Here is a 12,073-nt window from a genome sequence, read left to right on the forward strand (position 1 = left end):
GTGAAATAATGAATAACTCAGCAAGGCTGGGCCTCGCTGGGTCAATCCGGGACCAGGGATGACAAACGCCTCCTCGCTCGAACGGCGCCTGCGCGCGGAAATGACCGGCGACGTCCTGTTCGACGGCTTCAGCCGCGGCCGCTATGCCACCGACGCCTCGTTCTACCAGATCGTGCCGGCCGGCGTGGTCGTGCCCAGGACCATGGACGAGGCCCTCAAAGCGCTGGCGATTGCCCGCGACGAGGGCATCAAGGTCACCCCGCGCGGCGGCGGCACCTCGCAATGCGGCCAGACCGTCAATGACGGCCTCGTGGTCGATCTCTCGAAGCACCTCAACCGCATCCTCTCGCTCGACGTCGCGGGCCGCACCTGCGTGGTCGAGCCCGGCATCGTGCTCGACGACCTCAACCGTCAGCTCAAGAAGCACGGCCTGTGGTTTCCAGTCGACGTCTCCACGGCCTCGCGCGCCACGATCGGCGGCATGGCCGGCAACAATTCCTGCGGTGGCCGCTCGCTTCGCTACGGCACCATGCGCGACAACACGCTGTCGATGGAGGCGGCGCTCGCCGACGGCACGCTGGGCCGGTACGGCGAGGTGTCGCGCGATCTCTCCGATCTCGATGCGAACGACGGCGCGCGCGCCCTGTTCCGCGACATGCTCGATCTCGGCGCCCGCGAGGCCGACGAGATCGCCGCGCGCTTTCCCAAGGTGCAGCGCCGTGTCGGCGGCTACAATCTCGATGCGCTGACGCCGCGCAATGCGCGCAACAACATGGCGCATCTCCTGGTCGGCTCCGAAGGCACCCTCGCCTTCACCACCAAGGTCGAGCTGAAGTTGTGGCCTGTGATCCGCAACAAGGCGCTCGGCATCTGCCATTTCGGCAGTTTCCACGAGGCGATGGACGCCGCCCAGCACCTGGTCAAGCTCAAGCCAATCGCGGTCGAGCTGGTCGACCGCACCATGCTCGCGCTCGGCCGCGACATCGCGATGTTCAGGCCGATCATCTCCGCCGCCATCAAGGGCGATCCGGATGCCGTTCTGGTGGTCGAATTCGCCGAAGAGGACCAGGCCGACAATCTGGTGCGCCTCAAGCAACTCGGCGAATTGATGGGCGATCTCGGCTTCGGCTGGAATAACGACAAGCGTAAATGGGGCGGCGTGGTCGAGATCACCGAGCCCGCGCCGCAAAGTGGCATCGCCGATTTCCGCGCCGCCGGCCTCAACGTCATGATGTCGATGAAGCAGGAGGGCAAGCCGGTCTCGTTCGTCGAGGACTGCGCCGTGCCGCTGCCGCACCTGGCCGACTACACCGCGCGCTTGAGCGAGGTTTTCGCAAAGCACGGCACCAGCGGCACGATGTATGCGCATGCCTCCGAGGGCTGCCTGCACGTACGGCCCGTGCTGAACCTGAAACTGGAGAAGGACGTCAAGGCGATGCGCGCGATCGCCGAGGAAGCCTTCGCGCTGGTGCGCGAGTACAAGGGCTCGCATTCCGGCGAGCATGGCGATGGCCTGGTGCGCTCCGAATTCCACGAAACCATGTTCGGCGAGCGTCTCGTCGCCGACTTCAGGGAGGTGAAGAGCCGCTTCGATCCCGAGGGCGTCCTCAATCCCGGCAAGATCGTCGATGCGCCCCGGATGGACGATCGCTCGCTGTTCCGCTTCAAACCCGACTACCGCGTCAACGAGTTGAAGACGATGCTGGATTGGTCCGCCTATCCCGGCGCCGGCGGCGGATTCCAGGGCGCGGTAGAGATGTGCAACAACAACGGCGCCTGCCGCAAGCTCGAGGGCGGCGTGATGTGCCCATCCTATCGCGCGACGCGCAACGAGAAGGACGTCACCCGCGGGCGCGCCAACAGCTTGCGGCTCGCCATCTCAGGTCAGCTTGGTCCCGATGCGTTGACCTCCGACGAGATGATGGAGACCCTAAAGCTCTGCGTCTCCTGCAAGGCCTGCCGCCACGAATGCCCGACCGGCGTCGACATGGCCAAGATGAAGATCGAGGTGCTCGCCGCCCGCGCCGCGTCCCATGGCCTGACCCTGCGTGACCGCCTGGTCGGCTACCTCCCGCGCTATGCCGGTCTCGCGTCGCGCTTCGCGCCACTCGCCAATTTGCGCAACCGCAGCCCGTTGCTGCGAAAGCTGTTCGAGCGCTTTGCCGGCATCAGCGCGCGCCGTGCCCTGCCCGCCTTCCGCAGCGACGTGTTCGTGCCGCCCGCGGAAGCGGTCGGGCCGGAGACCGGCCGTGAAGTCGTGTTGTTCACGGACACTTTCAATCGCATCTACGAGCGCGAAAATTTCGACGCCGCGCTCCGCGTGCTCGCCGCGGGCGGTTATCGCGTGCATCTGCCCAAGCCGGCGAGCGGCAGCCGCCCGCTCTGCTGCGGCCGTACATTCCTCTCAGCCGGTCTCGTCGACGAAGCCAGGGCCGAGCTCGACCGCCTCGTGGCGGCGTTCGCGCCCTTTGCCGCCCGCGGCGTGCCGATCGTCGGCCTCGAGCCGAGCTGTCTGCTGACGCTGCGCGACGAGCTCACCTCACTGCGCAAGGACAACGATGCCAGGGCGGTCGGCGCCCACGCGCTGACTTTCGAGGAATTTTTGGTGCGCGAAGCGGAGGCCGGAAGGCTGCAACTGCCGCTCGGCACCGTCGCCGACAAAGCCGTCGTGCACGGCCATTGCCACCAAAAATCCTTCGGCGCCTTCAAGCCGGTCGAGCAGGTGCTGCGCCTCATTCCAGGCCTGAAGGTCGAGACCATCGAATCGAGCTGCTGCGGCATGGCCGGCGCGTTCGGTTACGGCGCTGACACCTATGATGCCTCGATCGAGATGGCTGAGCTGTCGCTGTTGCCCGCGGTGCGGCGCGCCGACCAAGCTACACTCGTCGTTGCCGACGGCACCTCCTGCCGGCATCAGATCCACGACGGCGCCCAGCGCGAAGCGCTTCACGTCGCGCGCGTGCTGGCGATGAGCCTCGACCGCGCCGGAGCAAATTCCACTTCTCACCCTAAAAAGGAAACCAGCCATGGCTGACCTCTCGCTCGACACCGCCCGCAAGATCCTCGACGCCGCCTTCGCAAAATCCACCGAGCTGAAGCTCAAGCCGCTGGTCGTCACCATCCTAGACGCACGCGGCGTGCTCAAGATCGCCGCGGCGCAGGACGGCACCAGCCTGATGCGCGCCGAGATCGCTCACGGCAAGGCCTATGGTGCGCTCGCCATGGGCATGGGCTCGCGCGCCTTGTTCCAGCGTGCGCAGGAGCAGGCCTATTTCATCGATTCCGTGAACACCATCGCCAAGGGCGCGCTCGTGCCGGTCCCCGGCGGCGTGCTGATCATGGATGGCGCGACGCTGCTCGGTGCCGTCGGCGTGTCTGGCGACACCTCCGACAATGATGAGGCTTGTGCGGTCGCGGGAATCCAGGCGGCGGGGTTGAAGGCAAACGCTGGATAGCGCTCGTCCGCGGCGAGGCAAAGCAAAAACGTGCGTCGATGCTGAAAGTTCGCCGGCGGCTGATGTCATCCTGTTTGAAGCATGAAACGGGAATTAACAACTTACCGCCAAGCTGCAGGCGGCCCGACCGCCTTCTAGGCGTGCCAGTAAAGGCCGGCCTCTCTCAGAAATTCCGCTCCTCGCTCGAGCCCACAATGTTATTGTGGAGGTTTAGCCGCGCAACGTGGTTCTCGCCGCCATCTATGCGGGATTTTGTGACCACTAATCATTGCTAGAGCAGTAAATATCGAGCCAGACGACGCGCGGCAAACTGCTCATCTGTTGAATGGTCATCAGCCGGCCGGCAGATAAGGCAGCGGCATGCACAGAACTAAAAGAGCGCATTCAAAGCCGCGGATTAAGACGTAAATCGCCGCCGCGATCTGAACGATCAGGTTCAAAGATGGCCGGCCCGTAAGCTCACTATTCCAGTCGAGATTTTTCACCCACCTTTTGTCGTTTCGTCCGTTGTCTCGCAGTCTTGTCCCACGCCACGACTGCCTCTTCGATAGCGTCCATTCGTATGAGAACCATTTCGATGAAATCACCTTGGGGCTCAACGTAGAGTGCGCGCTGGTAGATCTCGCTGCGCAAACTTGGCACTATCTCTGAAGCAACCCGATTGCCGTGCGCCGCCATTTTTACGGATCCATCAACTGATCTATATAATCCGCAACCGACAGTTCCGCCGGTGGCTGCAATTTCACGAGATCCTCGGGCTTAAGACGAGTGTACCGTCTTAGCGTTTCCCAATCCTTGTGACCTGTGACAAGCGCAACCCTTTCGATCGGCAATCCAGCTTCGAAGAGTCGTGTTGCCGCTTCGCGGCGCAGATCGTGAAATCGTAGGTCCTCGATGTGAAGAACCTGGCACGCCCTGGCAAAGGCGGCGCCTGCGCTGGTTGCTCGATAAGGAAAAACCCGCCCTTTGCCTCGGGTCACAATCCTCTGCTCGAGAACTAGCTGCCAAGCGTCAAAGCCTGTCGCGTTCAGCATCGGTATAACTTGGTCATTGTCGTCTTGATCCTGGGGGGCCTTGCGGGCTCTGATCTTGATCAAGCGCTTTCTCATATCAACATCAGCCCATTCGATTCGGAAGATTTCGCCTTCGCGCATCGCCGTAGCAATTGCGAACGGAATAATGCGATCCATGGGGATGTACTGGCGTGGACTGGCTGCGAAGAATTCGATCAAACGCTGAATCTCTTCAACGGTGGGACGCCGCGTTCTTGCTCGACTTTTTCTCATCAGACCGAGCTTCTTTAGGGCTACGCGAGCTAAGTCAAACTCGTCGTGACGCAGCGGCGCGCCGTGCACGGCCTCAGCATAGGTCAGGATTGCGCTTATATCGGAGAAGTTGAACTGAACCGTACTTGCCGAAGCTCCCCCCTTTGCTCGCGAACGACCATATTCAACGAAGTTTGCTCGCGTGAGTTCTGAAAGCTTCAGTTTACCCAAAGTGGGCCGAATGCTTTCGAGGAAGAGCTGTCTGGTTCTCCCAACCTTCTTCCCAACTTCCAGCATGTCCTGAAGGTAGAGATCAATAAGCTCTTCCAACGTTCGCTTGTCCCAATCGGATGGTGCCTTTGCGGTAAGATCGATTTCACGTTCCAGGGCTAAACCCCAGGTCTCCGCGTCTTCCTTTTTGCGAAAGGTTCTCGTGGCGTACTGTCCCTTTCGACGGACTTGAATGCGCCAGTTGCTCGAAGGGAGCCTAATAAGTGTCGCCATGATCGTCCCCGCAGCTGCCGTTACAAAAATCGCGTCCTCCGCACATCAATTCGCAACCCTTTGTCCGCACTAGAGATGTCCGCACGGGCCGCTCGCGTAGGCGAGCTGGGTTGTAATTCCGCAGGCCCCGGGTTATCTCCAACGAGATCACGAAGCGTTCTTTCATCCTTGTTGGGCCATAAGTTGCAATCCGCTCCCTATCGCTTTTCTGTGGCTCCGATGATGGATTGGACCGACCGGCATTGCCGGGTGTTCCATCGTCACCTGACCCGGCGGGCGCTGCTTTATACGGAGATGCTGACCACCGGCGCCATCATTCACGGCGATCGAGAGCGGCTGCTCGGGTTCGACGCGATCGAGCATCCAGTGGCGCTTCAACTCGGTGGCTCGGATCCGCGCGACCTCGCGCAGGCCGCCCGGATTGGCGAGGATTTTGGGTATGACGAAATCAATCTCAATGTGGGCTGTCCCTCCGATCGCGTGAAGGACGGCCGCTTCGGCGCCTGCCTGATGGCGCAGCCAGAGCTTGTGGCGGTTTGCGTCGAGGCGATGAAACGCGTGGTCAAAGTGCCCGTCACGGTGAAATGCCGCATAGGCATCGATGACCAGGATCCGGAAGTCGCGCTGGATAAATTGGCGCGCGCCGTCGTCGCTTCCGGCTGCGATACCCTGACCGTGCATGCCAGAAAGGCCTGGCTCGACGGCCTGTCGCCCAAAGAAAACCGCGACATCCCGCCGCTCGACTATGATCGCGTCTACCGCCTCAAGCGCACGATGTCGGATGTGCCGGTCATCATCAATGGCGGCATCCCAGGCATTGACGAAGCGAAAGCGCATCTTGCGCATGTCGACGGCGTGATGCTCGGCCGTGCCGCGTATCAAGAGCCGTGGCGGCTTCTCTCCGTCGATCAAGACATTTTCGGCGAGGTGGCGCCGCATGCGACCATGCAAGACGCGCTCGAGGCGATGATGCCCTATATCGAGCGACAACTCGCGCGGGGCACACGGCTGCATGCTATCACGCGACATTTCGTCGGGGCATTTCACGCTGTGCCCGGCGCACGCGCCTTCCGCCGACATTTAGCGGAAAACGGGACGCGGCCCGGAGCTGACGTCCGGGTATTAGAAGACGCGATCGCCAAGATTTCCCAGCGACAGGCAGCCTAAGTTGGCCTTTCATTCGCCCAAGCAATAGCAGTGCGCCGGTTATACTGAAATCGCAGAGACAGTATAACCGTGGTGAAAGCCCGATGTGCTTGCGGGTTGACGCTGTCAAATTATTCCCCTTTGGATCTCGACTACGAAATTTGGATCAAAAGTCGGATTTTCCCATGCGCGCTGCGTCTGCAGCTATGGACCGCGGCCCTTGGCGTTAGAGACGACCCTCGTCATGCCAAAGTTTTTTCGAAGCATTCGTGGGTATGGCCGAAGATCCAAGCATCTGCCAGCCGCAGCGTTTTCTTTCCTCTCAATCGACTGGGGCCCCATGAGCGCCGTCAAGTCACTACGGTACGCTGCAGCTAAAATCTCTTCGTCCGTTAGTTGCGCGTAGTCGCGAGAGTGTTGGGCATCCGGCACCGGCGCGTGATGGGTGACAATCACCAACTTGCGGTCGCCCCTCGACTTACCCATTTCAGCCTCTAGAAACGCTCGCGATTGCCGGTGACGGAACAGCGCATTTGCCGGACGAAAAGGTCGCTTGTGGCGGTCGGTCCGGATCTTCTTGAAGTCGTTCATTCGCTTGTCCGCGATCGCCATTGCGCGTACATGTCGCCCCGCAGCATGAAGTCGGTCCACAACGTCGCTCCTGCGAACGTTACGGCCAAAAGGGATCGCGCAATTTTGAAGCACGTAGATCTTTGTGCCTCGGGCGGCGTCCATAGCCTTCTCTACTGTCCGAGCCTCGTCCGCCCCGTAAGCCTCATGGTTGCCCAGCACGTAAATGGCCGGCTTATCCGGCACACGCTCCTCAAGCCAACGGACGCCACGCTCGGCACGCGGGATCAGTTCGCCTGCCATAATCAACACGTGGAACTCTGGCCGCTCCGCCGGCGGCGCAAGATCCCAACCACGGGTCAATATAACATGGAGATCACTCATGACCCACAAACGCATGGTTCATGCCCCAATCCTAGAGAGCAGCCGTTACAGCCGACACGAGCTGGATAGAAGTTTCTAGGCTCCTCTGGAGCGCTTGTAGGTCCGAGAGGCGGACCTCCTCCATCACCAAAGCGCGCGGCTCCAGGAGCTCTTTGACGAGCTGGATCAACGGCGTCTCTTGGATGCCTCTTTCATTCAAATGAAGGTTGGTTCTGATTGCGCCACTCGGCGTTAATCTCGTAGTCACCTCGATTGGGATCGACTGCAGCACGATGCTCAATGGGATCTCGATAGTTGCAAGAACTGCGTCAGTCCCTGCGATACGATGCCCGAATCTGTGCATACGGCTTGTGGGGCCAAAGCCATTTTGAGCGGAAGCCTCGCCGAAAGGCTCAATTTCTAGCCATTCTCTGAAAGCCATAGCAAAGCTCCTTTTTGGGTAACCGGAGCGTTCAACAGCGTTGGTCCCGACGCGCCTGTAACGCCATACCCGATCTCGGGAGGAATGCCCCCTGTCGAATCGTACAGGTGCGTCCAAATCTGAGCTGACCTACCTCGGAGGTGCCGGCTTCATTATCGACAAGGGGGTCGTATTGGATGTGCAGCCTTTCGGCCAAGTCCGACCGCCACCTCTCGGGACAGGCGATCGAGCTCAAGCACCTTCGATTCGCGGCACTCGCATATGAATGCGGCAGCTTCCGGAAGGCCGCCGAGCTCCTTCCTGTTCAGCATTCTGCATTGAGCCGTGCGGTGGCTCAACTCGAGGCCCAGGTTGGAGCGGCTTTATTCGAACGTTCGACAACAGGCGTACGACCTACCCTCGCTGGCCTGCATTTCTTGAAACACGCAATCTCAATTTTGGAGCAACTTGACGCACTTCTCGAATCGACAAGCGGCTTGGCACGTGGCCAGTCTGATCAACTTCGGGTAGGCTTATGCGCGTCGGTCGCCCCTGGCCGCCTCGGAGAACTCCTTGCCGGCTTTCGGCAACGTTGCGCTCCTACTAACCTAGTCGCCACAGAGCGATCTACGACAGGGTTACGTAGATCTCTTCAGAGCAGCGATTCAGATATTATAATTGGATCAGGACTGCCCGACTCGTCAACCGTCCACGCGCACGCGCTGTGGCGCGAGCGGGTTTTCGTTTTGCTCCCGACAGATCACGCGCTTGCTTCCCGCGAAGCTGTCTTCTGGACGGACCTTCGCGATCAAACCATTTTGCTCGTAACGCCCGATCGTGCCGGCAGCGTGGAGGAAATGTTAGAATCCAGAATCCAGATGCGTGGGATCATCCAAAACGTGCAACGGCATCACGTCAGTCGGCACCTCATTCACAAGTTCACAAGACTGGGATTCGGCGTGAGCTTTATCCTAGACTCCGACGTGGCCACTGTTGGAGACGACGTTGTTTATCGAGAATTGCACGACGAGCAGGGTCAAGTGGACGTCTGCTTTTATGCGCACTGGATGCCCAGCAATAGGAAATTCGCATTACGTCCATTTCTGACGTTTTTAGCCGAGCGCTACCCGTCGCCAACCGAGCGATAGACGCGCTTTGACTTCGCAAAGCCTCTGTCTGCGGCCATAAATCGCGCCAGCATTGGCGCGACCAGTTTGATTGGATCAATCGCCTGGCCTGTTTCGCGCGCCAAGGCTTCAGCGTACGCAACCAAATCCCGGTGCACCGAAGCAGGTAGTTCCGTCATGACTTTGACTGGCTTATCGTCCGACAACGCCGTGATCTTAAGCTTCGACACCAGACACCTACCCTCTATACAGCTCAAGAACGAGATCTCGATTGACGATGACACGCACCGGGAAACCGGACCGGATGGTCAACGTTGGTTGAATACCGAGGCTGCGACGGACGATCTGTTGGCCTGTTTGATTGAGGGAGTCGCCTGCACCGCGCCGCATCGCCTGGAGGATCGCGCTGTCATTGCTGTTCGTATTTGAGCCCGCGCCGGGCTCGGTGCCGACGGCTAGTAGGGTCGAAAGAGCCGCGGCTTTGAACAATTCGCCCCAGTGATTATTGACCTCGTCTTCAAGCCCCGAATAGCCCGCGGTATCAGCCCCCTGTTCACGCTCCAACACCATCGAACGGCCATTCGGCATGATCAGCCGGGTCCAGACAAGCAACACGCGCGACTGACCGAAGGCAACCTGGCTGTCATAAACGCCAATCAGGCGCGCTCCCTGCGGGATAAGCAGAAAGCGCCCGGTGGGCGAATCGAACACATTTTCGGTCACCTGTGCGGTGATCTGGCCCGGAAGGTCCGACCGTATCCCTGTGATCAAGGCACCTGGAATGACAGTTCCCGCCTGCACGACATAGGGTGATGCCGGCTTGGTGACGCGATCGGGGCTTACTGTACGGCGATCAACGAATGCATTGACGAATGCGAGCTTCCTGTCCTGACCACCCTGCGAAACTCCCTCGTCGCCATTGGTGGCCGAAATTGATGAAGCATTCCGGTCGCCACCCTGGGCCGCGGCAGCAGGCGGGCGCGCATCTCTTGCATTGGCCGAAGCGAACAAATGGCTTACGCGGGCCGCTTCGGTTTCTTGATCCCGGCGCTGCTGTTCCGCATCGAGAGCCGTAGCTCCAATCGTCGGCGACTGACCTTGGGCGGCCAGAATAGGACGCCCAAGGTCTCCAGGAAGAGGTGGACCAAGCTGGGGAATACCTTGACGCGTCAACCCCATGTAGTCCTTCGGCAGCGTCGCAATGCCATCGGCAATATCGTGATGCTCAGTGGCGTAGAGCTCATCCGCCGGCTGATTTCGGGAACGATTGTTTTGCAACGACCACAATACAGCGCCGCCAATGACTACCAGCGCGACCGCAATTCCTCCTGCGAGAACCTTGCGCGATAGCCGTGTTACGCGCGGATGCTCCGCTCTTAGGCGGAAGCTTCTCGACGGGTCGTCCTGTGTTTGCCTCGAAATCGATCGATCCTGATCGCCTTCAATCTGCGAATTCATGACGACGACCTCCCGTCAGTCCTGACAATTCGGACCTTCTGCTGGTGTTCGCCCCCGAGCCGCAGTTCTGCCGCTGCAAACAGCCGATCCACAATCAGTAAATTGCCGTGTGCGCGGTAGTTGACCAGCTCGGTCTTTCCGTCAGGGCCAATGACGAACAGCGGCGGCATCTCGCCTTGGACAATCCCTTGCGGGAATTCGACATAGACCTTGCGGCCATCGTCATACGCACAGAGCGGCCGCCAGGGTGGACTGTCCCCCTCGATCGCGTAGCGAAGCACGCGTTGCGCTGGATCTGGAAGAACCGGTGTGAGGGAAGCCTCGCGCGATTTTTCGCGCGCTGTTTCTGGATAATACCAGGCGACGGAGGGCATGTAGGGCCGCTCGCGGGAGCGAAGCTCGATCAAATACGCGCGCCGGTCGGTATTAATGACAGGGTTGGTCTCGATTGCCGCCCGCGTCGGCTTCGCGAGGATGTGGACACGACGGGTGTCGCCGCTTCCACTTTCGGTATCGCCTACAACCCATCGCACCGTGTCTCCTGCCGCGATAGGCCCCGATCCTGTCAGTTGCTCCCCTTCTTCGAGCGCAATATCCGTGATTTGTCCGGGAGAGGCGTACACCTGATAAAGCGCTCCCGGGCTGTAAGCGTAGATCTGAGCCGCGTTGAAATATCCCCGCTTGCGCGGCTCGACTCGCGCCGCATTGTTTGCTGTTTCAACACGGCTCACCGGTTCAGCCTCCTCCTTCCCTCCTGACTTCCCGCCGAGAGCTGGCTTCCAGGCAGGCGGGACGTGAAGCGGGTGCGGTCTGTTGTCGACCGGTGCTGGAGGCGCAGGCAACGCCGGCAGCTCAGCGTCATAGTTGATTTTCGGCGGAATATAGGTCGCGCAACCTCCAAGGGCCGACGAGCAAACCAGCAGGGCCGACACGATCGCGCGCTTCGAGATCAAGGCGCTAGCGGTGGTTGGGTTGTTAGGCTTCGAGGAAATGTTTGACGTCGTCTTGGTCACTGACCCAGCTCCTTCGACCAATTGATGGCGCGTACATACACGCCGAGCGGATTCTTGCGCAGCCGTTCGGCGTTGCGCGGCGTCTCAATCACAACGGTGAGAATCGCGGTCCAGCGCTCGGTCGAACTCAACGAGCCGTAGTCGTAGGTGCGTTGGACCCAAGCGACTCGAAAGCTGTCCGGTGAGGCACGGATGACGCTGGAGACATCAACCGAGATTTGCGCCTTGCCCAACTTAACGAACGGATCGTTGTTGCGCGCGAAGTCATTGAGCGCGGCCGCGCCCCGATCGGTCGTAAAATCATAGGCGCGCAACCAATTCTGGCGGAGCACGATGCCGTCGGCGGGTAGGCCTCGGACATCTTCAACAAAACGCGCCAAATGGTAGGCGATCTGAGCGTCGGTGGGTTGATAGTCAATGTTGGCCGGGGCAACCCTTTGCGCCTGACCGAGCCGATCGACCTCGACCACCCAGGGCGTGATCGATCCTTGACTCGATTGCCAAACGAGACCACCCGCAAGACCACTTGCTAGCGTGAGGCAGCCAAAGGCCATCAACCGCCAGTTCTTGGCCTGGACGCGCGCAGATCCAATGCGCTGATCCCAGACCTGAGCAGCTTTTTGATAAGGCGTGACGGGTTCGGGCATGCGCCCGTAGTGAACGGACGGTCGTTTGAACATGAAATTTCCTCCTGAGATCAAGAGTTTCGTCTTAGCGTTGTAAGAAGTTGGCTGAGTTGTCAGTGCCAGTA

12 protein-coding genes are annotated in these 12,073 nt (G+C 60.1%); 4 read left to right on the forward strand and 8 right to left on the reverse strand.

Annotated features, from left to right (window positions below):
- The first annotated feature begins 58 nt into the window (after positions 1-58).
- Together J4G43_RS35910 and J4G43_RS35915 are read left to right on the forward strand one after the other, a co-directional pair.
- The gene (locus J4G43_RS35910; RefSeq protein ID WP_208087809.1) at positions 59-3,034 is read left to right on the forward strand and encodes an FAD-binding and (Fe-S)-binding domain-containing protein; all 2,976 of its coding nucleotides are present in this window, start codon (positions 59-61) and stop codon (positions 3,032-3,034) included.
- Positions 3,027-3,455, forward strand: coding sequence for a GlcG/HbpS family heme-binding protein (locus tag J4G43_RS35915; RefSeq protein WP_038957479.1), 429 nt, complete (start codon positions 3,027-3,029; stop codon positions 3,453-3,455). The genes J4G43_RS35910 and J4G43_RS35915 overlap by 8 nt, the downstream gene beginning before the upstream one ends.
- Before the next feature lie 332 nt (positions 3,456-3,787).
- Here J4G43_RS35915 and J4G43_RS35920 read toward each other — a convergent pair whose 3' ends face one another.
- The gene (locus J4G43_RS35920) at positions 3,788-3,940 is read right to left on the reverse strand and encodes a hypothetical protein (RefSeq protein ID WP_208087810.1); all 153 of its coding nucleotides are present in this window, start codon (positions 3,938-3,940) and stop codon (positions 3,788-3,790) included.
- A 195-nt stretch (positions 3,941-4,135) separates the two neighbouring features.
- On the reverse strand, positions 4,136-5,224 hold the full coding sequence (locus tag J4G43_RS35925; protein ID WP_208087811.1) for a tyrosine-type recombinase/integrase: 1,089 nt from the start codon (positions 5,222-5,224) through the stop codon (positions 4,136-4,138).
- Between the two features lie 219 nt (positions 5,225-5,443).
- Here J4G43_RS35925 and dusA point away from each other — a divergent pair, with 219 nt between their 5' ends.
- Positions 5,444-6,391, forward strand: coding sequence for a tRNA dihydrouridine(20/20a) synthase DusA (gene dusA / locus J4G43_RS35930; protein WP_038957476.1), 948 nt, complete (start codon positions 5,444-5,446; stop codon positions 6,389-6,391).
- A gap of 183 nt (positions 6,392-6,574) precedes the next feature.
- Here the strand turns inward: dusA and J4G43_RS35935 are convergent, their stop codons facing one another.
- Both J4G43_RS35935 and J4G43_RS35940 read right to left on the reverse strand, forming a co-directional pair.
- Positions 6,575-7,339, reverse strand: coding sequence for a metallophosphoesterase (locus J4G43_RS35935; RefSeq protein ID WP_166099871.1), 765 nt, complete (start codon positions 7,337-7,339; stop codon positions 6,575-6,577).
- A 16-nt stretch (positions 7,340-7,355) separates the two neighbouring features.
- The gene (locus J4G43_RS35940; RefSeq protein WP_208070371.1) at positions 7,356-7,745 is read right to left on the reverse strand and encodes a hypothetical protein; all 390 of its coding nucleotides are present in this window, start codon (positions 7,743-7,745) and stop codon (positions 7,356-7,358) included.
- Between the two features lie 176 nt (positions 7,746-7,921).
- On the opposite strand from J4G43_RS35940, the gene J4G43_RS56115 reads away from it, so the two are divergent.
- Complete coding sequence (locus J4G43_RS56115) at positions 7,922-8,872, forward strand: LysR family transcriptional regulator (RefSeq protein WP_208087813.1); 951 nt, start codon at positions 7,922-7,924, stop codon at positions 8,870-8,872.
- Here J4G43_RS56115 and J4G43_RS35945 read toward each other — a convergent pair.
- The 4 genes from J4G43_RS35945 to trbF are packed head-to-tail and all read right to left on the reverse strand — an operon-like array spanning position 8,848 to position 12,002.
- Complete coding sequence (locus J4G43_RS35945) at positions 8,848-9,081, reverse strand: DUF2274 domain-containing protein (RefSeq protein WP_084795049.1); 234 nt, start codon at positions 9,079-9,081, stop codon at positions 8,848-8,850. The two genes, J4G43_RS56115 and J4G43_RS35945, sit on opposite strands and share 25 nt — an antisense overlap.
- A 7-nt stretch (positions 9,082-9,088) precedes the next feature.
- Complete coding sequence (locus tag J4G43_RS35950) at positions 9,089-10,309, reverse strand: TraB/TrbI/VirB10 family type IV secretion system protein (RefSeq protein ID WP_208070367.1); 1,221 nt, start codon at positions 10,307-10,309, stop codon at positions 9,089-9,091.
- Positions 10,306-11,322, reverse strand: a complete 1,017-nt coding sequence (gene trbG, locus J4G43_RS35955; protein WP_408581378.1) for a P-type conjugative transfer protein TrbG — start codon at positions 11,320-11,322, stop codon at positions 10,306-10,308. The genes J4G43_RS35950 and trbG overlap by 4 nt, the downstream gene beginning before the upstream one ends.
- Positions 11,319-12,002 (reverse strand): conjugal transfer protein TrbF, encoded by a 684-nt coding sequence (trbF, locus tag J4G43_RS35960; protein WP_063982125.1) that lies wholly within the window; start codon positions 12,000-12,002, stop codon positions 11,319-11,321. Before trbF ends, trbG begins: the two co-directional genes overlap by 4 nt.
- Positions 12,003-12,073: the final 71 nt, after the last annotated feature.

The organism is Bradyrhizobium barranii subsp. barranii (assembly GCF_017565645.3).
GTDB classification, from domain to species: Bacteria; Pseudomonadota; Alphaproteobacteria; order Rhizobiales; family Xanthobacteraceae; genus Bradyrhizobium; species Bradyrhizobium barranii.

Bases quoted from the DNA above. Each gene is read 5' to 3' on its own strand.
- J4G43_RS35910 (WP_208087809.1), top strand. From the start codon at position 59: ATGACAAACGCCTCCTCGCTCGAACGGCGCCTGCGCGCGGAAATGACC.
- J4G43_RS35915 (WP_038957479.1), top strand. From the start codon at position 3,027: ATGGCTGACCTCTCGCTCGACACCGCCCGCAAGATCCTCGACGCCGCC.
- J4G43_RS35925 (WP_208087811.1), bottom strand. From the start codon at position 5,224: ATGGCGACACTTATTAGGCTCCCTTCGAGCAACTGGCGCATTCAAGTC.
- dusA (WP_038957476.1), top strand. From the start codon at position 5,444: ATGATGGATTGGACCGACCGGCATTGCCGGGTGTTCCATCGTCACCTG.
- J4G43_RS35935 (WP_166099871.1), bottom strand. From the start codon at position 7,339: ATGCGTTTGTGGGTCATGAGTGATCTCCATGTTATATTGACCCGTGGT.
- J4G43_RS35940 (WP_208070371.1), bottom strand. From the start codon at position 7,745: ATGGCTTTCAGAGAATGGCTAGAAATTGAGCCTTTCGGCGAGGCTTCC.
- J4G43_RS56115 (WP_208087813.1), top strand. From the start codon at position 7,922: ATGTGCAGCCTTTCGGCCAAGTCCGACCGCCACCTCTCGGGACAGGCG.
- J4G43_RS35950 (WP_208070367.1), bottom strand. From the start codon at position 10,309: ATGAATTCGCAGATTGAAGGCGATCAGGATCGATCGATTTCGAGGCAA.
- trbF (WP_063982125.1), bottom strand. From the start codon at position 12,002: ATGTTCAAACGACCGTCCGTTCACTACGGGCGCATGCCCGAACCCGTC.